This is a genomic window from Methylobacterium sp. J-070, assembly GCF_022829385.1.
GTDB lineage: Bacteria > Pseudomonadota > Alphaproteobacteria > Rhizobiales > Beijerinckiaceae > Methylobacterium.
The window spans coordinates 48,182-69,831 of the sequence record NZ_JAKSXX010000073.1; the positions used below are offsets into that span (position 1 = coordinate 48,182).

General features: G+C 68.1%; 18 protein-coding genes. 11 read left to right on the forward strand and 7 right to left on the reverse strand.

Translation table 11 applies throughout. The features are described 5' to 3' along the window. The first annotated feature begins 104 nt into the window (after positions 1 to 104). The 9 genes from dnaK (at position 105) to MKL01_RS05660 (ending at position 10,442) form a co-directional block, all read left to right on the forward strand. The gene (gene dnaK / locus MKL01_RS05620; RefSeq protein ID WP_243904230.1) at positions 105 to 2,012 is read left to right on the forward strand and encodes a molecular chaperone DnaK; all 1,908 of its coding nucleotides are present in this window, start codon (positions 105 to 107) and stop codon (positions 2,010 to 2,012) included. Positions 2,013 to 2,154: 142 nt separating this feature from the next. Continuing rightward, positions 2,155 to 4,743 (forward strand): ATP-dependent chaperone ClpB, encoded by a 2,589-nt coding sequence (clpB, locus tag MKL01_RS05625; protein ID WP_243904231.1) that lies wholly within the window; start codon positions 2,155 to 2,157, stop codon positions 4,741 to 4,743. 28 nt (positions 4,744 to 4,771) lie between these two features. Then, the gene (locus tag MKL01_RS05630; protein ID WP_243904232.1) at positions 4,772 to 5,380 is read left to right on the forward strand and encodes a nucleotide exchange factor GrpE; all 609 of its coding nucleotides are present in this window, start codon (positions 4,772 to 4,774) and stop codon (positions 5,378 to 5,380) included. A gap of 55 nt (positions 5,381 to 5,435) precedes the next feature. After that, the gene (locus MKL01_RS05635; RefSeq protein WP_243904233.1) at positions 5,436 to 6,311 is read left to right on the forward strand and encodes a DnaJ C-terminal domain-containing protein; all 876 of its coding nucleotides are present in this window, start codon (positions 5,436 to 5,438) and stop codon (positions 6,309 to 6,311) included. Positions 6,312 to 6,324: 13 nt separating this feature from the next. Further along, on the forward strand, positions 6,325 to 6,648 hold the full coding sequence (locus tag MKL01_RS05640; protein ID WP_243904234.1) for a chaperone modulator CbpM: 324 nt from the start codon (positions 6,325 to 6,327) through the stop codon (positions 6,646 to 6,648). Positions 6,649 to 6,824: 176 nt separating this feature from the next. After that, on the forward strand, positions 6,825 to 7,373 hold the full coding sequence (locus MKL01_RS05645) for an Hsp20/alpha crystallin family protein (protein WP_243904235.1): 549 nt from the start codon (positions 6,825 to 6,827) through the stop codon (positions 7,371 to 7,373). 346 nt (positions 7,374 to 7,719) lie between these two features. Continuing rightward, a complete protein-coding gene (locus tag MKL01_RS05650; protein ID WP_243904236.1) occupies positions 7,720 to 8,019 on the forward strand; it encodes a putative quinol monooxygenase in 300 nt (99 codons plus the stop codon). Positions 8,020 to 8,086: 67 nt separating this feature from the next. Next, a complete protein-coding gene (locus MKL01_RS05655; RefSeq protein ID WP_243904237.1) occupies positions 8,087 to 9,286 on the forward strand; it encodes an alcohol dehydrogenase catalytic domain-containing protein in 1,200 nt (399 codons plus the stop codon). A 154-nt stretch (positions 9,287 to 9,440) separates the two neighbouring features. Further along, positions 9,441 to 10,442 (forward strand): zinc-dependent alcohol dehydrogenase family protein, encoded by a 1,002-nt coding sequence (locus tag MKL01_RS05660; RefSeq protein WP_243904238.1) that lies wholly within the window; start codon positions 9,441 to 9,443, stop codon positions 10,440 to 10,442. Between the two features lie 129 nt (positions 10,443 to 10,571). On the opposite strand, the gene MKL01_RS05665 is transcribed toward MKL01_RS05660, so the two are convergent. Then, positions 10,572 to 11,672, reverse strand: coding sequence for a TAXI family TRAP transporter solute-binding subunit (locus tag MKL01_RS05665; protein WP_243904239.1), 1,101 nt, complete (start codon positions 11,670 to 11,672; stop codon positions 10,572 to 10,574). Between the two features lie 45 nt (positions 11,673 to 11,717). Beyond that, a complete protein-coding gene (locus MKL01_RS05670; RefSeq protein WP_243904240.1) occupies positions 11,718 to 12,770 on the reverse strand; it encodes a hypothetical protein in 1,053 nt (350 codons plus the stop codon). Positions 12,771 to 13,350: 580 nt separating this feature from the next. Here MKL01_RS05670 and MKL01_RS05675 point away from each other — a divergent pair. Beyond that, complete coding sequence (locus MKL01_RS05675) at positions 13,351 to 13,947, forward strand: hypothetical protein (protein WP_243904241.1); 597 nt, start codon at positions 13,351 to 13,353, stop codon at positions 13,945 to 13,947. Positions 13,948 to 14,392: 445 nt separating this feature from the next. Here MKL01_RS05675 and MKL01_RS05680 read toward each other — a convergent pair whose 3' ends face one another. The 5 genes from MKL01_RS05680 to MKL01_RS05700 form a co-directional block, all read right to left on the reverse strand. Continuing rightward, on the reverse strand, positions 14,393 to 18,169 hold the full coding sequence (locus MKL01_RS05680; protein WP_243904242.1) for a PAS domain S-box protein: 3,777 nt from the start codon (positions 18,167 to 18,169) through the stop codon (positions 14,393 to 14,395). A 621-nt stretch (positions 18,170 to 18,790) separates the two neighbouring features. Continuing rightward, positions 18,791 to 19,162 carry a hypothetical protein gene (locus MKL01_RS05685; RefSeq protein ID WP_243904243.1) on the reverse strand — a complete coding sequence of 124 codons (372 nt, stop codon included), beginning with the start codon at positions 19,160 to 19,162 and terminating at the stop codon, positions 18,791 to 18,793. An 85-nt stretch (positions 19,163 to 19,247) separates the two neighbouring features. Next, entirely contained in the window at positions 19,248 to 19,502 is a 255-nt protein-coding gene (locus tag MKL01_RS05690) for a hypothetical protein (protein WP_243904244.1), read from the reverse strand. 38 nt (positions 19,503 to 19,540) lie between these two features. Next, the gene (locus tag MKL01_RS05695) at positions 19,541 to 20,029 is read right to left on the reverse strand and encodes a hypothetical protein (protein WP_243904245.1); all 489 of its coding nucleotides are present in this window, start codon (positions 20,027 to 20,029) and stop codon (positions 19,541 to 19,543) included. Between the two features lie 206 nt (positions 20,030 to 20,235). Further along, positions 20,236 to 20,583, reverse strand: a complete 348-nt coding sequence (locus MKL01_RS05700; RefSeq protein ID WP_243904246.1) for a hypothetical protein — start codon at positions 20,581 to 20,583, stop codon at positions 20,236 to 20,238. A 348-nt stretch (positions 20,584 to 20,931) separates the two neighbouring features. Here MKL01_RS05700 and MKL01_RS05705 point away from each other — a divergent pair, with 348 nt between their 5' ends. Further along, complete coding sequence (locus tag MKL01_RS05705; protein ID WP_279604416.1) at positions 20,932 to 21,552, forward strand: response regulator transcription factor; 621 nt, start codon at positions 20,932 to 20,934, stop codon at positions 21,550 to 21,552. Positions 21,553 to 21,650: the final 98 nt, after the last annotated feature.

Below are 21,650 nucleotides of genomic sequence, written 5' to 3' on the forward strand. Positions count from 1 at the left end.
GATGTAGCATCGGCCCGACGCAGCATTCGACCCTCCGCAACAGGTATCGACCCGGCCTCGATCTCGATCGGTCTGCATCGCGCAGACATGAAGGAGTATCTCCCATGGCGAAGGCGATCGGCATTGATCTCGGCACGACGAACTCCTGCGTCGCCGTGATGGACGGCAGCAAGGCCAATGTCATCGAAAACGCCGAGGGCGGTCGCACGACCCCGTCGGTGGTGGCCTTCACGGAGTCCGGCGAGGTCCTGGTCGGGCAGCCGGCCAAGCGGCAGATGATCACGAATCCGGAAAACACCGTTTTCGCCATCAAGCGGCTGATCGGGCGCCGTTACGACGACCCGGTCACCAAGAAAGATATCGGCATGGTGCCCTACAAGATCGTCTCCGGGCCGAAAGGCGACGCCTGGGTCGAGATCAAGGGCAAGACCTACAGCCCGAGCCAGATCTCCGCCTACATCCTGCAGCGCATGCGTGAGACCGCCGAACTGAAGCTCGGTCAATCCGTGACGCAGGCGGTGATCACGGTCCCGGCCTATTTCAACGACGCCCAGCGTCAGGCCACCAAGGACGCCGGCAAGATCGCCGGCCTCGAGGTGATGCGCATCATCAACGAGCCGACGGCCGCCGCGCTCGCCTACGGCCTCGACAAGAAGGGCAGCGGCCGCGTCGCGGTCTACGACCTCGGCGGCGGCACCTTCGACGTCTCGATCCTGGAGATCGGCGACGGCGTGTTCGAGGTGAAGTCCACCAACGGCGACACCTTCCTGGGCGGCGAGGACTTCGACAACCGCGTGGTCGAATACCTCGCGGCCGAGTTCAAGAAGGAGCAGGGCATCGACCTGACCAAGGACAAGCTCGCCCTCCAGCGTCTCAAGGATGCCGCCGAGAAGGCCAAGATCGAGCTGTCCTCGGCGACCCAGACGGAGGTCAACCTGCCCTTCATCACGGCCGATCAGAGCGGCCCGAAGCACCTCAACATCAAGCTCTCCCGCGCCAAGCTCGAAGCCCTCGTCGACGACCTGATCAAGCGCACGATCGGGCCGTGCCAGGCCGCCCTCAAGGATGCCGGGCTGCAACCGTCCGACATCGCGGAGGTCGTCCTCGTCGGCGGCCAGACCCGGATGCCGAAGGTGCAGGAGACGGTCCAGACCCTGTTCGGGCGCGAGCCCCATCGGGGCGTCAATCCCGACGAGGTCGTGGCCATCGGCGCCGCGATCCAGGCGGGCGTGCTCCAGGGCGACGTCAAGGACGTGCTGCTCCTCGACGTGACCCCGCTGTCGCTGGGCCTCGAGACGCTCGGCGGCGTGATGACCAAGCTGATCGAGCGCAACACCACCATTCCGACGAAGCGCAGCCAGACCTTCTCGACGGCGGAGGACAACCAGAACGCCGTCACGGTCCGGGTCTTCCAGGGCGAGCGCGAGATGGCGGCCGACAACAAGATGCTCGGCCAGTTCGACCTCGTCGGCATCCCGCCGGCGCCCCGCGGCACGCCGCAGATCGAGGTGACCTTCGACATCGACGCCAACGGCATCGTCAACGTGACCGCCAAGGACAAGGCCAGCGGCAAGGAACAGCAGATCCGCATCCAGGCCTCGGGCGGCCTGGACCAGGGCGAGATCCAGCGCATGGTGCAGGAAGCCGAGGCCCACGCGGAGGACGACAAGCGCCGCCGGGAACTGGTCGATGCCCGCAACCAGGCCGATGCCGCGATCTACACCACCGAGCGCAGCCAGGAAGAGGCGGGCGAGCGTGTGCCGAGCGACCTGAAGACCGAGCTGCAACAGGCGATCGCGGCCCTGCGCGAGGCGATCGGCGGCGAGGTCGTCGACCGCATCCGGCAGGCGACCGAGCGCTTGTCACAGCTGGCGCAGCGTTTGGCCCAGGTCATGAGCGCCAAGCCCGAAGGCCCCGCTGCCGGTGCAGACGGCGGCGGGAGCGCCCCGCAGCCGGAGGTCGTCGACGCGGAGTTCGAGGAACACGGCCGCCAGGACCAGGGCGCGCACTAGGGCCCGGGGCCGGCCCGAGATCTCCGGCTCCGCGGAGCGCGCTCCGGCACCCCCGCCTGCGACGGGTCCCGGCGGGGGAGGCCGGCCCGAGCCGGTGCGGAGGCTTCGCCGCGCGTCAGGCGTCCATCAACCGGGGTGAGCGATGCAGATCGACACGTACACCGATCATCTCAAGGGCGCGATCCAGGCCGCCCAGAGCCTGGCCCAGCGCAAGGGCCATCAGCGGCTCACGCCGCTCCACCTCCTGAAGGCGCTGCTCGACGACGCGGACGGCCTGGCGAAGCAATTGATCCGGTCCGCGGGCGGCCGCCCCGAGGCGCTGGCGTCGGCTCTGGACCGCGACCTGGCGAAGCTTCCGAGCGTCGAGGGCGGCGGTGCCGGCCAGATCTTCATGGCCCCCGAGACCGCGCGCCTGTTCGACAAGGCCGAGGAGCGGGCGCGGGCGGCCGGGGACAGCTTCGTCACCGTCGAATACCTGCTGCTCGCCCTGGCCGAGGCCCCGGACGGTCCGGGCGCGCTCCTCCAGGAGGCGGGCGTGACGCCTTCCGCCCTCGAGGGCGCCATCGCCGAGCTCCGGAAAGGCCGCCGGGCCGACAGCGCGTCGGCCGAGGAGGGCTACGAGGCGCTGCGGAAATACACGCGGGATTTCACCGAGGATGCCCGCCAGGGCAAGCTCGATCCGGTGATCGGACGCGACGGGGAGATCCGGCGCACCGTCGAGGTTCTCTCACGCCGGACGAAGAACAATCCCGTGCTGATCGGCGAGCCGGGCGTCGGCAAGACCGCGATCGTCGAAGGGCTCGCCCAACGCATGGTCAACGGCGACGTGCCCGACACCTTGAAGGATCGGCGTCTCCTGTCCCTCGATCTCGGGTCTCTCCTGGCCGGCGCGAAGTACCGGGGCGAGTTCGAGGAGCGGCTGAAGGCCGTCCTCCAGGAGGTCTCGGCGTCGGGCGACGTCATCCTGTTCATCGACGAGTTGCACACCCTCGTCGGCGCCGGAAAGGCCGAGGGGGCGATGGATGCCTCCAACATGCTCAAGCCCGCCCTGGCCCGGGGCGAGCTGCACTGCATCGGCGCCACCACCCTGGATGAGTATCGCAAGAACATCGAGAAGGATGCCGCGCTCGCCCGCCGCTTCCAGCCCGTGTTCGTCGGCGAGCCCTCCGTCGAGGAGACGATCTCGATCCTGCGCGGTCTGAAGGAGAAGTACGAGCTCCATCACGGCGTGCGGATCACCGACGGCGCGATCGTCGCGGCCGCCACGCTGTCCCACCGCTACATCGCCGACCGGTTCCTGCCCGACAAGGCGATCGACCTCGTCGACGAGGCCGCGAGCCGGCTCCGGATCGCCGCGGAGTCCAAGCCCCGGGAACTCGACGAGATCGACCGCCGCGTGATCCAGCTCAAGATCGAGCGGGAGGCCCTGAGGAAGGAGACCGATCCGGGCGCACAGGAGCGCCTGAAGACGGTCGAGGACGAGCTGGCCGCGCGGGAAGCCAAGCAGGCCGAGCTGACGGCACAATGGGAGGCCGAGAAGGCGAAGCTCGGTGAGATCAAGCAGCTGAAGGCGCAAGCCGAGCAGGCCCGGATCGAACTCGAGCAGGTGGAACGGCGCGGCGACCTGACGCGCGCCGGCGAACTCCTCTACGCGGTGATCCCGCAGCTGGAGAAGCGCCTCGCGGATGCGATGCAGGCGAGCCAGGGCCGGCTGATCAAGCAGGAGGTCACGGCCGAGGACATCGCCGCCGTCGTCTCGCGCTGGACGGGCATTCCCGTCACGCGGATGCTCGAAGGCGAGCGCGACAAGCTGATGGCGATGGACGAAAAGCTCGGCCAGCGCGTGGTCGGCCAGGAACCGGCGGTCGTGGCCGTGTCCGACGCGGTCCGGCGGGCCCGGGCGGGCCTGCAGGATCCGAACCGGCCGATCGGCTCCTTCCTGTTTCTCGGGCCGACCGGCGTCGGCAAGACCGAATTGTGCAAAGCCGTGGCCGAGTTCCTGTTCGACGACGACCGGGCGATGCTGCGCGTCGACATGTCCGAATTCATGGAGAAGCACGCGGTCTCGCGGCTCGTCGGCGCGCCGCCCGGCTATGTCGGCTACGAGGAGGGCGGTGTCCTGACGGAGGCGGTCCGGCGGCGGCCCTATCAGGTGATCCTCTTCGACGAGGTCGAGAAGGCGCACCCGGACGTCTTCAATATCCTGCTGCAGGTGCTGGACGACGGGCGGCTGACGGACGGGCAGGGGAACACGGTCGACTTCCGCAACACGATCATCGTCCTGACGTCGAACCTCGGCGCCGAGTTCCTGGCCGCCCTGATGGAGGGCCAGCCGGCCGAGGCGGCCCGCGAGCAGGTCATGGAGGTCGTGCGCCGCGCGTTCCGGCCCGAATTCCTCAACCGGCTCGACGAGATCATCCTGTTCAACCGGCTCGGCCGCAGCGACATGCGCCGGATCGTCGACATCCAGCTCGAAGGCCTCGGAAGGCGGCTGGCCGAGCGGAAGATCGTCCTGCAGGTCGACGCGGCGGCCAAGGACTGGCTCGCCAATGCCGGCTACGATCCGGTCTACGGCGCGCGGCCCCTCAAGCGCGTGATCCAGCGCCATCTGCAGAACCCGCTGGCCAAGATGCTCCTGACCGGTGCGATCAAGGACGGCGCGCCGGTCTCGGTCACGGTCCTCAACGGCCAGCTCGCCGTCAACGGCGCGAGCTTGGCTCAGGCAGCCTGACATCCCCCGCGCCGAAAGGAAGCCTGGTATGCCTGAGAAGCCTTCGGATCACGCGAGCGCTCCGCCGGCCTCCGCCGGCCTGTCCGTGCCGGCGGAGGCCCCCGAGGCGAGCGCCGCCCCTCAATCGGGCACGGACGCGACCGCAGCCCTGCAGGCCGAGAACGCCGCGCTTCAGGACCGCGTCCTGCGGGCCTTGGCCGAAGCCGACAACACCCGGCGTCGGGCGCAGCGCGACCTGGAGGACGAGCGGCAATTCGCCGTGACGGGCCTCGCCCGCGAGCTTCTGCCGGTTCTGGACAATCTGCGCCGGGCCATCGTCGCGTCGGAGCAGCCGGCGTCGCAGGGCGCGTCCCTCACCGACGGGGTGCGCGCCACGGAGCGCCTCCTGATGGGGGTCCTGCAGCGCGTCGGCGTACAGCAGGTCGCTGCCCTCGGCGCGCCGTTCGATCCGTCGCGGCACGAGGCCATGATGGAGGTCGACGATCCGGCGACCGCGCCCGGGACCGTCCGCGACGTCATGGAGGATGGCTACGTCATCCACGATCGGCTGCTGCGCCCCGCCCGGGTCACCGTGACCCGCCGCGGAGCGTCTCGGGACGATCACCCCGGGCACGATCCCTTGAATCGGCATCCCTAGGGCGTCGTCCCCAACGGAGGCAGGCTTCGCCACACGACGGCGCGGGGAGGAAGCGTTGAGCGACGATCCCTATGCGATTCTCGGTGTGAAGAGCGATGCCTCCCCGGAGCAGATCCGGAAGACCTACCGCAAGCTCGCGCGCAAACTGCATCCGGACTTGAACCCCGGCAATACGGAGGCGGAAGAGCAGTTCAAGAACGTGTCGCGTGCCTATGACCTGTTGAACGATCCGGAGAAGCGCGCCCGTTTCGATCGCGGCGAGATCGACATCTCCGGCGTCGAGCGGCCCCGCCAGCGCTACTACCGCGATTTTACGGGGCCCTCCGCCGACCATGCCTATGCGAGCGACGCGGGCTTTGCGGACTTCGATACCGACGACATCCTCTCGGAGATCTTCGGCCGCCGGGGACGGTCGAACTTCCGGCGCCGGGGCGCGGATGTCCGCTACCATCTCGACCTCGACTTCCTCGACGCGGTCAACGGCACCACGCGCCCGGTGACCCTGCCGGACGGCGCGACGCTCGACGTCCGGATCCCGGCGGGCACCCGCGAGGGACAGACGCTGCGCCTGCGCGGCAAGGGCGAGCCGGGTGCGGGCGGCGCGCCGCCGGGCGATGCGCTGATCGAGATCGGCGTCCGCCCGCACTCGGTCTTCCGGCGCAAAGGCGACGACATCCATTTCGAACAGGGCGTGCCGCTGCACGAGGCGGTGCTCGGGGGCCGCATCACGGTGTCGACCCCGGCCGGGCCCGTGACCGTGACGATCCCGAAATGGAGCAATTCCGGCACGGTGCTTCGCCTCAAGGGCAAGGGCGTCCAGAGGTCGGACGGGACGGCGGGCGACGGCTACGTCAAGCTGCTGATCAAGCTGCCGGACAAGCCCGATCCCGAGCTCGAACGCGCGATCGCCGCGTGGCATCGAAATCTGTGACGAGGGGGACGGTATGGACGAGCGCGAATTTCTGGCTCGGGCGGACCTGCGCCCCGACAAGCTTCAGATCTGGCTCGAGACCGGCTGGCTCGTACCGGCGTTCCGGGAGGGCGTCTGGCATTACGTCGAGATCGATCTCGCCAGGGCCCAGCTGATCCGGGATCTGCAGCACGATCTCGGGATCAACGACGACGGCATCGCGGTCGTGCTCGATCTCATCGATCAGGTCGGCGGCTTGCGGCATGTGCTGCAGGCGATCCTGCGAGCCCTGCAGGCGCAGCCCGCCGCGATCCGCCGGCAGATCGTCGATGCCTGCGCGGCGGATCGCCGATCCTGAAGTCAAACTGACCGGCGTCAGGGCTGCGATGTCCTCTATCGGCTAATCCAACGCGATCCCGCCGCCTCGAACAGGGAAGCGAGCCGGCGGGATTCGGCCAATCCTCAGCGAGGATCGACACCATGTCTCGAGGACCAGTTGCCTTCCAGCGGTCGAGCAGTGCGACGCGGCGCGGCATGCCGAGCCCGATGTTGACGCCGCTTCTCGCCCTCTACCACGATATGAACCGTCTCCTCGAGGACGTGCCGGGGGCCGGTGCTGGAACCGAAAGTGCCGCCAGCCAAGCCGGCGCCATGATCCTCGTTCCGGACATCAACATCACCGAGACAGACCACAAGGTGCGCATCACCGCCGAGGTGCCCGGTGCGCGCGAGGCGGATGTCGAGGTGATGATCGATGAGGACACCTTGCTCATTCGCGCCGTCAAGGAGATCGAGCGCCAGGAAGACCGCCAGAATGCTCACGTGAGCGAGCGCATCTTCGGCACGTTCCAGCGCGCGCTCGCGCTGCCGTTCCGCGTCGATCCTGAACAGGTCGAGGCCCGGGTCGAGAATGGCGTGCTCACGATCACGCTCCCGAAGGCCGAGGCTCAGCAGCGGACGCGCCGCGTGCAGGTTCGTGGCGCCAGCACGGACCAAGCCTCCGGATCCACGGGCACCCCCAGTCAGAACGGCGCCGAGGCGAGCCAGCAGGCCAAGGCACCCGACCAGTCCACGCCGCATTGACGGACCCGGATCGCGGGCCGGTCCTTCCCGTACAGTCCAAACGGCGGGGCCGCATCGGATTGGCAAGGGCTCTCAGCCCCGCATGCCGGTTCGACACCGGCCGATACTGATGTCGTGAACCCTTCGCCGGCCCGGATCGGGCGGGTGACGGGCCTCCAGCGGTCGTCGCAATCGCCTCCATGACCGCGTTGCTCGCCGCAGCCCTCATGGCGCTCGTCTTCGCCCGCGCACGCGGCCGGACCGCGACCGCCGTCAGAGATGTGACGGCCGCCGGCCCCGGTCCGGCGCGGGGCCGGAACGGCGGTGACGTCCGCTTTCGCCGGGACAGTCCGGAAGGAACAGGCCGATGGTCAAGTTTGCACTGTTCGTCATCTTGGAAGCCAAGCCCGGGCAGGAAGCGGCGGTCGAGGCGTTCCTGAGAGACAGCCGGCCCATCGTTCAAAACGAGCCCGGAACCGTCGCATGGTTCGGCCTCCGCATGGGCCCCTCGACGTTCGGAATTTTCGACGCGTTTCCCGATGAAGCGGGACGGCAAGCACATCTCTCCGGCCGCGTGGCGGCGGCCCTGACGGAGCGGGCGCCCGAGCTCTTCGCCTCGGCCCCGCGAATCGAGAAGCTCGACGTCCTCGCGGCCAAGCTGCCTTGAAAGGCCACGGCCAGGAGATCGCTGGGGACGATCAAACGTTCCGCAAGTCAGGGAAGGAACAACGATCATGGCATCGAACAATCGGGTCATCACGTACATGGGACCGAAGAAGGTCGAGCTTCAAACCTTCGACTATCCGAAGCTCGTCGATCCAAAGGGCAACAAGACGCCGCACGGGGCGATCCTCAAGATCGTCACCACCAACATCTGCGGCAGCGACCAGCATATCTACCGCGGGCGGTTCCCCGCTCCCGTGGGCATGGTGCTCGGCCACGAGATGACCGGCGAGGTGATCGAGACCGGGCCCGACGTGCATTTCATCAAGAAGGGCGACCTTTGCTCGGTCCCGTTCAACGTCTCCTGCGGGCGATGCCGCAATTGCAAGGAGCGCCATACCGACACCTGCATGAACGTCAACGATGTGGTCGATTGCGGCGCCTACGGGTTCAATCTCGGCGGCTGGCAGGGCGGACAGTCCGACTATCTCATGGTTCCCTACGCCGACTGGAACCTGCTTCGCTTCCCCGACAAGGATCAGGCGCTGGCCAAGATCAAGGATCTGACCTTGCTCTCCGACATCCTGCCGACGGGCTTTCACGGCTGCATCCAGGCGGGCGTCAAACCCGGTTCGACGGTCTATATCGCGGGCGCAGGCCCCGTCGGCCGGTGCGCCGCCGCCTCCGCCCAGCTCCTGGGCGCCTCCTGCATCATCGTGGGCGACCTCAACAGCAAGCGCCTCGCCCTCGTGAAGAGCGCCGGGTATGAGACCGTCGATCTGTCCTCCGAAACACCCCTCGCCGACCAGATCGAGGCGATCCTCGGCAAACGGGAGGTGGATTGCGGCGTCGATGCCGTCGGCTTCGAGGCGCACGGGGCCGGACCCGGCGCCGGAGAGGATCCGGCCGCCGTCCTCAACGCGATGATCGAGGTGGTCCGCGCCAACGGCGCCGTCGGCGCGCCCGGAATCTATACGGCGGGGGATCCCCAGGCCATCGACGCCGACGCCAAAGCCGGGCGGTATCGGATCGACTTCGGCAAGGCCTGGATCAAGTCGCCCCACATCTCGGCCGGGCAAGCGCCGATCATGCACTACAACCGCGATCTGATGATGGCGATCCTCTGGGATCGCATGCCCTATCTCGGAAAGGTCGTGAACGTCGAGGTCATCCCGCTCGAACGCGCGCCCGACGCGTACCGGATCTTCGATCAGGGCGCGCCCAAGAAGTTCGTCATCGATCCGCACAACACGACGAAACTGGCGGCCTGAGTCACCGCGGATGCCGTGGGCGCCGCGTCCGGGCGCCCGCGCCCATCGGCAAGGACCGGGGAGACCACAGGGGATCGGCCTCGCCCGGCCTTCGCGCCGGGCGATCGCTCCGCGCCGCACGCGCCTCCGGCGCGACCACCGAAGGACAATCGCCATGGCACGGGTGGTCAGGTTTCATCGGACCGGTGGACCGGAGGTGTTGCAGCTCGATGATCTCCCGGTCGGCGATCCGCAGCGCGGGGAGATGCGCGTCCGCGTCGAGGCGATCGGTCTCAATCGCGCCGAAGCGATGTTCCGGTCGGGCGCCTACCTCGAAACGCCGCGTCTGCCCGCGCGCCTCGGCTACGAAGCCTCCGCGACGGTCGAGGCCGTGGGCGAGGGCGTCGACGGCTTCGCGCCGGGCGATTCCGTCAGCGTCATCCCGGCCTTTTCCATGAACGATTACGGCGTCTACGCCGACACGGCCCTCGTGCCGGCTTACGGCGTCGTCCAACGCCCGACCGGGACCTCGGCGATCGAGTCGGCGGCGGTCTGGATGGCCTACCTCACGGCCTGGGGGGCGCTCATCGACATCGGTCGGCTCGGACGGGGCGAGGCGGTCATCATTACGGCGGCGTCCTCGAGTGTCGGACTCGCGGCGATCCAGATCGCGAACAGCATCGGCGCGCGCGCGATCGCGACGACCCGGACGCGGGCCAAGGCGGCGGCGTTGGAGGACGCGGGCGCCGCGCACGTTGTCGTCACGTCCGAGCAGGACCTCGTGGCCGAGGTCAACCACGCGACGGGCGGTCGGGGCGCGCGCCTCGCGTTCGACCCGGTCGGCGGCCCCCAGGTCGAGGCGATCGCCCAGGCGATGAGCCACCGCGGCGTCATCGTCATCTACGGCGCCCTCGCCACCGCGCCCACGCCGTTTCCGGTCATCGCAGCCCTGCAGAAGGCCCTCACGATGCGCGGCTACACCCTGTTCGAGTTCGTTCGGGACCAGGAGCGGCTGTCCCGCGCCTCGGCCTTCATCGAGGATGGGCTCGCCGGCGGGCGCCTGAAGCCGATCATCGCCAAGACCTTCACGCTCGACGAGATCGTCCAGGCGCACGCCTACATGGAGTCGAACGAGCAGGTCGGGAAAATCGTCGTCACCGTCCCCCAACGACCTTGAGGCACGTCGTCCCCGGTCCGTTCGTGATTCCGGACCGCCGTGTGCAGCACGGAGGCGGCGATGGCCGGCCGACCTCACAAGGGACCCCGGTCGTGCTCGCTGTCGTCGGCGATCAGTCCCTCGGCGCGGTCACCGCGCCTGGCGCCATTTGAGATAGGCTTGGTAGATCTCTTCCTTTCCGGCCGGCCGGTCGAGCTGCGACTGGAAGAAGCGGTCGAGATCCGGCTGGGAAGCGACCTCCTCCCGGTGGCGGTCGAGCCATTCCTGAGCCGGCCGGAAGCGTGTCCAGCCGCTCACCGATGCCGCGAGGTTGACCTCGCGCCATTTCGGATGCCGCTGCGGCGCCAGGAACTTGTCGAACTGGCCGAAGAACGCGTCGACGAACCGAACGAGCTTCTCGTAACGCGGCGATCCTTTCGGGCTGTTGTAGACACCGAGGATGGTGCCCACGGCGACGGTCTCGACCGCCTCTTCGCCCACGAGCTTCGGGTAGTCCGCCCGCGTCAGGGTCGCCGGGATGTAGGCCTCGCTGATCGCGTCCGGATAGGGCGCTTTCACGAAGTGGAAGCGATCCCCCGGATCGAAGCCCGCGATGAAGGCCACCGGCTTGGCCGCCACCGACACGACGGCCTCGATCTCGCCCTTACGCAGCATCTCGATGGCAGTCGGCTGATCGATGTTGACGGCCTCCACGTTGACGCCGAGCTCGCGGAACATCGCCCGGCCACTGTAATCGGTGCCGCTCCCCTTCACATCGAAGCTGACGCGCTTGCCGGCGAGTTCGCCGACCGTCCGGACCGCCTTCGGCGCGACGATGTGCAGTTCGTCATCGAAGAGTTTGGCGATGAACTGAATGTGCCGCTCGATGTTCTTCAGCCGCTTGTCCTGCCGCAGCTGCTCCAGTGTGTCGGTGCGGACGAATCCGAGATCGACGCCCTTCAGGAAGCGGATGTCGTAGGCGTTCTCGCCCGCGCCCTTACCGAGAATCGGCAGGACCCGCAGCTTGTCGCCGTCATCCAGCACGAAGGCGAGATCGGCCCCGACGCGGAAGTAGGTCCCGCCCGGTGTGCCTGTCACCACCGTGACGGTGTTGGCGTTCATCCGCTCGCCGAGGGCGGCCTCCGTCGCAGGCGCGGTGTCGGCGGGGGTCGTGTCCGAGGCCCGCGCGGTCGGCCCGGCCGTCAGGGCAGCGAGCCCGAGAAAGGCAGCGAATTGGGCAAGCCTCGGCATGTGTGCGTCCCTCAGTGATCGTCCGGCCGTGCTTAGGGCCTGCTCTCAGCGGCCCGTCGCGGCCAGCAGCCGCTCATCCGACCGCTCCTCACCCGCGGCCTTCGCGTACAGACGTCTGGCAAGGTCCGGGTCCGCCCGCAGGCCACGCACCTTCCAGGTCCGCAGCATGGCCGGGTCCCAGGTTTGCGCCAACAGGAAGGTCGCGTTCGACGCGTTGCGCGCCTGTGCGCGCTCCAGCAGGAGCCGGGCGCCGCTGATGTCCCCGAGCCGGATCAGGCCCTTGGCCCGCTCGACGAGCGGATCGGCCCGCGGCGCTGGCTGCGGCGCCACCGCAGGTCGTGGAAGGGCCGCAGCCTTTGCTTCGACGGCGGATCTCCCGTCCGCGACGGTCGGAGCCGCCGGGCGCTCGACTGCCGCCGTATCTCTCAGGGGCGCGACATGCACCTCCGGCACGAAGACGCCGGAGGCCGGCGCGTCGGGACGGGCGACGGTTGCAACGGGCTGGGCGGAGGGGACCGTCTCGCGGATCTGGGCGGCCGGCTGTTCGGAGCTGCCGGGTTCGCCGCCGGCGCCACTGGGACGATCCCGGTTGCCTTGAACGAAGGTGACGTTGAAGCGGCTGGCCGTGACCTCCAAACGGCCGCCCCGCTCCGAGGTCCAGATCGCCGCGACCGCGATCGGGAAATTGCGCGTCCGCTCGTCCCTCTGCGTGATCTGAAGCTTCGAGAGATCCCACGAACTGATGTCGACATCGTCGCTGTCGCTCGACGGCGAAAACGTATTGGTCGAGTCGCTGATCGTCGTACCGTGCGGCAATCCGAATAGGTTGATCGCTTCGACAATGACCCTCTGTGCATGGATAAAATTGATTTCAACCGGAAGTGCGACGCCGAACTCTCCGACGGCATCATGGGTGGTGATCGAGACATCGGGCGCTCCGCCGGGGGCGGGAGCCGTGTCGCTTCGGTCGTTGGGTGTCGCACCTTCGGTGACAGGGTCACGGCCCGCGATCTGCGCCGACGCCGGTGGCGAAACTGTGAGAACCATCGCAAGCGCGGTCAGCGCATATCTGGCTCTAATTCGGTAGGACGTTCCCATCGGATGCACTCCAGTCGGGCGCGTTCCGTTAGATTTTTTTGCCGAATACAGTACTTAGCGGTAAGCGTCAATTAATGTTGATTAGCATTTGCCGGATTGATGCGGATGAAGGTGACGAACGTGGTCGCGTAGAAAGCGATGCCCTGTGGGCGTTCGAGTTGTCGCCGGGACCAGATCCCGCCGGTTCGCCACCGGCGACGATGCGGTCCGCGCCGATCTCCATCCGCTCCGTCCCTCCGGAGCTCCGGCGTCCGCGTGATTGACCGCGCAATGGCGCGGCGGAGGTTCGGTGCGGGGGCGCCTCTGACTTGAGCCATCATGAGCGACCTCGATGGGAAGCCTCTCCGGGACTCGCAGGCCTTCCCCAGGGCAACGGACGGACCCTGCATCGACGAAGCGGTGGTCGTGGCGGACCATTCAGATCTACGGCCTGTCGGCGCTCCAGCACGATCCAGGCACCGCGATGCACGCTCGACACACAGAGACAATATCTATCGCTTTCAGACCTTTGGTTATTGATCGATTAAGCTCTCAAAAATAGACCCATGCGGGTTTCGATCGGCCAGCGAGGTCCGCGGGAATGCGCCAGCCAGTAACGATCGCCGCCGCCTTCCTCCTCGTGTTGATGGCGACAACGCTCCCGACGCACGCTCAGGTCGTGGCAGGCAACGGGAACGGCAATGGAAACGGCAACGGGAACGGGGGCAACAACGTCGTCTCGAATACCGTCGCTCTCCACGCCCGGCGCCAGGCACCCGCGGTGGTCGCGCCCGGCCTGGCCGCTGCCGGCATCGAGAGTTGCCTCGGCAGCACAAGCATCGGCGGAGCGGGCCCCGGCTTCGGCGTGACCATCGGCGGCACGACCACCGACCGGGACTGCAATCTGCGCCTGTACTCGCGCACGCTCTTCGCCCTCGGCCACAGGGCCGCGGCGACGCAAATCCTCTGCAACGATCCCGACGTCGCCCGGGCCCTGTTGACGGAGGGGATCCGGTGCCAGGTCGGCGTCGGGGCCGAGGTCCAGCGGGCCGCGGCGCCGATAGCGGAGGCTGGTTATGCCCCTGCCGAGGCGGACGCCGCCGCAGCCTACGATGCCGACATGGTCGACCAGATCCGCGGCAGGCGACGGGTCGAGCGGCGCGCGCGTGCGCCCAAGGGCAATCGCCCCGCGACCTGAAAGGCGGCCTGGCACTCCGGGCCGTGCCGGTCGCCGCCCGATAGCCGACCTACAACTTCACGCCGATTGCCGACATTGAACACAGTTCGGCAAAGTTTTATCGCCGGCTCTTCATGCCGCGGAATTAAAATATTCGCGCGTCCCATTTATCAGATTGGAGCGTTTTTATCTGATCCGGATCACGATGCGCGACGCGCTCTCCTCCCCCTTGCGGGGAGGAGCTGGAGGTGGGGGTGGCGCAGACGGCACCGCCGAGCCACATCCGGCACCACCCCCTCCCCTAACGGAGAGCGGATCCGCGCCCAGCCCGTCAGGCGCGTGATCCAAGTCAACCCGGAAATGCTCCGGCCGTACCATCGCAGGACGGGACACGCGTTCAGCGCACATCCTCGCAGACGTCCGATCGCGGGAGGCCCCGATCCCGGGCGATCATCCGATGCGCGCCTCACGATCCCCGACGGACCTGAATCTCCACACGCGCCGCGTTCGCCGCGCTGCGAGCCTTCGCCACAGCGGACAGGAACGGCGTGGGGCCGGCATCGATCACCACAGCCTCGTCCAGCGCTTCGAGGGTGCGGCACGCCTGCATGACGGCGGTGAAGCCCAGCACGCTTGCGGCCGAGCCCAGGGTGTGGGCCTCGAACCGGAGCCGGGATCGATCCGTCGCCGAGACAACGGGCTCCGCGAACGCCTGCGCCAAGTCGGCGTCGAGGATCGTCAGGACGTCCCGCATGCGCTCCGCTCCAACCTTGACGGCCACGGCGTCGAAGATCCGCGCATCGAAGCCCGATCCGGTCGATGGCTCCCGGCTCCCGTCGCACGGCAGCCAGCGCGCGAGGGTGTCGAGGAGGCTGTCGGGTTGGAACGGCTTGACCACGTGGTCGTCCATGCCGGCCTCGCCGCAGCGCCTGACCTGATCCGGGAGAACGCCGGCCGACATGCCGATCACCGGAACCTGCCCCGCGGGGTCCGGAAGCATCCGGATCGCCCGCGTGGCCGTGAGGCCGTCCATGCCGGGCATCTGCACGTCCATCAGCACCGCGTCGAACGTGCCCGCCGCCGCCGCCCGAACGGCCTGGTCCCCGTCGCCGACCGCCTCCACCGCGTGACCGGCCTGTTCGAGGATCGTCCGCGCGAGTTCCCGGTTCACCAGATTGTCCTCCACCAGCAGGAGGCGCCCCTTGCGGCCCGTCGATTTCGGCGTCGGTGCGGCCTCCGGCGCGACCGCGTCGGCCGCGGGAAGCCGCACGGTAAACCAGAAGGTCGACCCCAGCCCCGCCGCGCTATCGACGCCGATGTCCCCGCCCATCAATTCGACCAGGGCCTTGCAGATCGCCAGACCCAGCCCGGTGCCGCCGAACTCGCGCTCGATCGAGCTGTCGACCTGGCTGAACCGTCGGAACAGACGATGCTGCTTGTTCCCCGCGATGCCGATCCCGGTGTCGGTCACCGCGAAGCGCAGGCGTTCGCCTTCGGCATCCGACCCCGCGTGGCGGACCTCCAGCTTCACCGTGCCGGCGTGGGTGAATTTCACCGCGTTGTTCAGCAGGTTGAGCAACACCTGCCGCAACCTTCCCTCGTCCCCCGACAGGGCGTCCGGGACCGCGCTGTCGACCTCCATCCGCACGGAAAGACCCTTGGTCCGCGCGACCACGTCGATGATCGCAACACAATTCGTGAGCAGCCTCCGCAGGAGGAACGGTCCGATGTTCAAGGTCATCGCCCCCGCCTCGACCTTCGAGACGTCGAGGATGTCGTTGACGACCGTCAACAGGGCCAGGCCGGCCGAGCGCACCAGCTCCGTCTGACGCCGCTCCTCCGGCTCCAGCCGGCCGGCCTTCAGCATCAGCCCGGTGAAGCCCAGGATCGCGTTGAGCGGCGTCCGGATCTCGTGGCTCATCGCCGCCAGGAAGTCGCCCTTCGCCCGGCTCGCCCGCTCGGCGTCCTGCCTCGCCTCGGCGAGCGCGAGTTCCGCCTCCTTTCGCGCGGTGATGTCGAGCGTCAGGCCGATGACGCGGCCGGCCCCCGCCTCGGTATCCACGCGTCCGATCGTGGTCAGCCAGCGCGTGCGTCCGTCCGGCAGGACCACGCGGAACTCGGTGGTGTAGCCGCCTTTGCTCGCCTGGGCCGCCGCAAGGTCGGCCAGCACCCGATCGACATCCTCCGGGTGAGCGAGCGGGCGCCACTGCGCCTCGACGTCGAGCTCGGTCTCGGCGTCCGGCAAGCCGTGCTGGCGGGCACACTCCGCCGACATCCGGACCCGGCCGCTCACCGGATCGTAGCTCCACGTCCCGGCATTCGCCGCCCGCAGCTCGGCGGCGTGCCGGTAGCGCTCGGTCAGATCCAGCGCGATCCCCAGATACCCGAGCGTGGCGCCGTCCCCGGACCGCATCTCGTCGACGCTCAGGAGGACGGGGAGGCGGCTTCCATCCTTGGTCACGTAGATCCATTCGTCGATGTTCGGCCGAACCATCCGGCGCGGGACGCGGAACACGTCCGGGCTCGGCTCGATCGGCAGGCCGAGATCCGCGGAGAACCGGTGCGCCCGGTCCGCCACCTGAATGGGGTCGTGGAACAGCAGCGGCGTCGACCGGCCGACCACCTCCGACGCGGCGTAGCCCAGCATGCGCTCCGCGGCGGGATTGAACACCGTGATGCGGCCCTGCGTGTCGGTGGCGATGATGGCGTAGGTGGCATGCCGGAGGATCGCCGACTGGGTGGCGGCCACGGCCCCCAGGTCCGCCGTCCGCTCCGCGACCTGCTGCTCCAGATCGGCGTTGAGGGCGCGGATCCGCGCCTCGTTCGCCACCAACTCGCCGACGTCGCGCATCACGGTGGCCGCGCCGACGATGGTCCCGTCCCGGGCCCGGATCGGCGAGACGCTGACGAGGACGTGCACGAGCCCGCCATCCTGGCGCAGGCGCAGGGTCGCGCGGGTGGAGACCGCCTCGCCGCGGGCGATGGCGGCCAGCGTCTCGTGTTCCTCCGGGTGGAGATGGGGCGGGAAGATCAGATCCGCGGCCTTGCGCCCGACCGCTTCGGCGGCCGGATACCCGAAGAGGCGCTCCGCCGCCGGGTTCCAGTCCGTGACGGTCCCGTCCAGCGTCTTGCCGAGGATGGCCTCGTCGGCGTTCTCCACGATCGCCGCGAGGCGGTTGCTCTCCACCGCCGCCAGCGTCTCGCGGCGGCGGCCCACGAGGTACAGATAGGCCAAGCTTGCCCCGAGCAGGCCGACCACCAGCACCACCACGCCGACACTGAGCGCCGCGGGGCGGATGAAATCCGTCAGGAACGGCGAACGCGCCTGGACCGCGACCTCCCAGGTCCGGCCGAACATCCGGAGGGTCCGGACCGCCGACAGCCGCGTCTCGGGAGGTTGGTCCATGCCCGGCGTCGCGAAGAAGCGGGCGCCGCGCGGACGGTCGGTGATGGCGACGTCGAGATGCCCCGGCTCAAGGTCGAGCCCGGCGACGACATCGTCGATCACGAGGGCCGCGTAGAGCCAGCCGATCGCCGAGGCATGCCGGTCGTCCCGCGCCGCGGCCTCCGGATCGGCCACCAGAACCGGCAGGAACAGCAGGAAGCCCCGGTCCTCTCGACCCGGCGCCTGCACCAGGGTGATCGGCCCGGTCATCGTGGCGGCCCCCGTCGCCAGCGCGCTCACGGCCGCGGCGCGGCGCTCGGGCTCCGAGGCCACGTCGAACCCGAGCGCCTCGCGGTTCCGCTCGAGCGGCTCGACACATCGGATGACGAAGCGGTCGCCCGCGTGGGCGGCCAGTTCCCAGATCTCGAACGTGCTGCCATCCGCCGTCCGGACGGCGGCGAGGAAGGCCGATTCCTCCGAGCGGGCGACCCGCTGCACGAAGCCGATGCCGCGGGCCCCCGGGAACTCACGGTCGAGATCGCGGCTCTGGCTGTACTGCCGGAAGGTCAGCCCGGTGATGCGCGTGCCGCCCGCGGCGATGACGGCCCCGCGCGCGCCGCGCAACCCGTACTCATACTGGCCGAGCCGATCCCGGACCCGCGAGACCAGACGGTCCGTCGCGGCCACGAACCGCTCCGAGGCAAGACGCCCGTTCCGATACTCGATCCAGCTGGTCGTCCCGAGGGCGAGGACGGCACCGAGCACGGCGATGCTGGCTGCGGCCACGGCCGGGGATGGGACGCGCCGTCCGGACCAGGATCTCACCTCAAGGACGTCGCGCCAGGGAGCCGTCGTCACGACAATATCCCCGTCTTGCTACCATGAGCAGCACAATGCTGCCGTTCCATATCAGAGAGCAAGATTGTGAGTTCAGGATTGGCTGAAAGTACAAACGCATTCGCGCAATAAGTCGGGCCCTGTGCACGATGCGCGAAGCCCGCCCCCTCATGCCGGAAGTCGGACGTGCAGGCTGGTCATGCCCGCCTGGGTGCGCGGGCGACGAGCCACTCCAAGCGCGATGCCGGAGCATCGAGGATGCGCGTCCGCGATCCCGGCCGGATGACCGGAGCAAGCCGGCAGCCTGACTCCGTCGTCGGCGACCGGGAGCAGGAAGGGTCTCGCCTCGGCCTCATCCCTGAAGCGTTGCACCCGGATGCGGCCCGATCGTCCTTCCGGGAAGACGTGACCGAGCGCGCGGGTGACGCCCGCAGCGATGATGAGGCCGGCCGGGGGGCACGGCCGCGAGGGCTGCCGTGGATGGGGGCTGTGGCGGCCAGGATCGTCGACCAAGGGCCGCCGGGCGCGGGTTGCACACCGCGCAGCCCCCCTCCGCCGCGTCACGAACCGGATCGGACATCGCCGTGGACATCGATCCGGGCGCCGCGTCCGGCCGATACGGCGCGTCTGCCGGCTCAGGTCTTACTCGTCGGCACGTCTCGGTGCGCGGATGGTCCATCCCGGACCGTTTCCGTTGCCGTTCGAGCGGTAGCCGTTGCCCTTGCCGTTGCCGGAATTGCCGTTGCCGTTGAAATTTCCGGAATTGCCATTGCCGTTAAAGTTGCCGATGTTCCCGTTTCCATTGAAATTTCCGGACGATCTCCGGTAGGCGTCCCTGCCAACCTCGGAACCGACCAAGATCACTTGCCTGCGGTTGAACGGCTCGTCGCAGCTCGGCAATGACGCGGCCGGGGACGACGAGGCCTTTGCGGGCTGCCAGATCGCCCATCCCGGGGAAGTCGACCCTGAGCTGACCAGGCAGGTCGCGAAAACGGTGGCGGCGTTCCAATGCATGCCAATCTCCGTCCCTGGATGTCCGCGGCGGTCGTCACCGGCAGACGACTGCGGGAAAACCTTCGCCGGACCGGGCACCGGCGCCCTATGCGCCGGTGCCCGGTCCGGCGTTGCGGATCTCGGGCCTGCCCTTGATCCCCTGGACGAGGGCGCGCGTCGCGGACCGCTGGACCGGACCGGCGCCCTTTTTCTTGCGTCCGCCCTCGTCCCGGCGCGGTCCACGCCCGGCGGTCGGCCGCTCGTCAGACGCATTGTCGTGCCCGCGGGCATCCCCGTTCATGACGCGTGACGGCTTCTTGCGTGAGCCGGGCGGCGACCGCTCGTCCTTGGTCTGCCGCACGGCTCCCTCCGGATCGTTGTCGACGCGCTTCGGCCGGTTCATCGCACGCGCAGCGACGCATTCCCGTTCAGGTTGCCGTTCACGGCGCCGAGATTCCCGTTGCCGTTGTAGCTGCCGCCGTTCAGGTTGCCGTTGAACGATCCGATATTTCCGTTGCCATTGTGGGTCCCGGTATTCAGATTGCCGTTGTAGGCCCCAACGTTGTTGTTTCCGCTCGTCGAACTGGTGTTGCCCAGGCCGTTGAAGGCACCGGTATTGCCGGTTCCGGAATTGAAGGCGCCCACGTTGCCGGTTCCCGTGTTGAACGCGCCGAGGTTGCCGTTGGAGGACGGGGCCCCGTTGCCGTTGCCGTTGCCGTTGCCGTAGCCGGTGTTGCCGTTACCGTTGAGGTTGCCGTTGCCGATCCCGACGTTGCCGTTGCCATTGCCGTTGCCGTTGCCGATGCCGAACGTCTGCGCCGAGACGCCTTCGCCCGTGACCGTGGCGGCCAGAACTGCGGCGAAGACGAAAACTGAAGGTTTTGCCATCGTGACCTCCTCCTAGCCTGTAATGGACTCGATGCGGGGCCGTAGGCTCAGAGATGGTCGGCCGAACGGCAGCGGGCGCCGGCACCAACCCGGGAGAGACTAGGACCGGCGAAGGGGTGGCAGCACTTGCGTGGCCGCCTCCATGCGCTTGGCGATGCGGGAAGCCCCGGAAGCGGCGGAGCGCTCCCGAGGCACCCCTGCGCGGATCAACGATTCAGGTTGCCGTTCAAGTTGCCGCTGCCGAACCCGTAGTTGAAGTTGCCGTTCCCGTTGCCGTTGAACGCCCCATAGTTGAGGTTGCCGTTCCCGTTGCCGTTGAGAATGCCGCGGTTGCCGTTGCCGTTCAGGTTGCCGTTCCCGAAACCGACGTTGCCGTTGCCGTTCAGGTTGCCGTTGAAGGCGCCGGTGTTGCCGTTGCCGTTGGCGTTGCCGTTGCCGACCCCGACGTTGCCGTTGCCGTTGCCGTTGCCGCTTCCGATTGAGAAGGCGTGCCCGGTCGAGGGCAGAGCGCAGAGGGACAGAGCAGCCACGGCCGAGAGCAGGATCTTTTTCATCGCATGCCTCCATAGATGAACGAAGCGGCGAGAGCGCCGCATGGACCACCGCTTCGGCCGGCTGGACCCGCCCTCAGCGACGTTTCAAGGATTACTTAATCACCGCTCCCTTGAAAGCTGTATTTAGATCCTAATATTTTAGGACTAGTCCATTGCTAAATCTTCGTCTCAAATAACCCATTTTCTGCATTGACTTGCGCGGATTTCCGGGCGCAGAAATAGAGCCGTCTTTGCTCGGACTGTACGGGTTTGACCTTACGTTTCGCACACGGGTCTTACACGGACAGAATTTGGTGCTATCTTGGCCGGTGGAGTTAATAGCATTTATTGAATAGAGGCCGCGAAGCGATGGAAAACGTTGCGGACGCGAGATCGCTCGTTCGTCTGGTCGAAGACAGTGCCGCGATGCGCGCGACCGTCACGGCCATCCTGGAATGCTCCGGCTTCCGCGTCCGCGAATACGCCAGCGCCGGCGAGCTGCTCTCCGAAGGGGCCCTTCCGGATGCGGATTGCGTCCTCACCGACCTTCGCATGCCGGGTATCGACGGCCTCAGCTTGCTCACTCGTCTTCGCGCCGTCGGTTCGGCGGTTCCCGTCATCGTGGTCACGGGGCACGGCGACGTGTCCCTGGCGGTCCGGGCCATGAAGCTCGGCGCCTGCGACTTCATCGAGAAGCCGTTCGCTCCGGAAACCCTCGTGGAGGCCGTGCGCGCGGCGGTGAGCGAGCCCCGCACGCTCTCGCGCGAGGCACGGCGCGCCCTTGCGCGCGAGCGATTCGCGCGCCTGACACAGCGCGAGGGTCAGGTTCTCGATCAGGTGCTGTTGGGTCTTCGACATCGCGAGATCGGCGATCAGCTCGCGATCAGCCCACGGACCGTCGAGGTCTTCCGCTCGCGAATCATGGCCAAGACCGAGTGTCAAACGGTTCAGGAACTCGTGCGGGTCGCCATCGAGGCCGGGCGCGGCTGATCAAGCACCGTCAATGCGTACGGGCTCGCCCGTATGGAGCAGCCCGGATTTTCGACACGGCAAAGATCTGCAAGACATTCATTCAGCCGCGCAAAGCG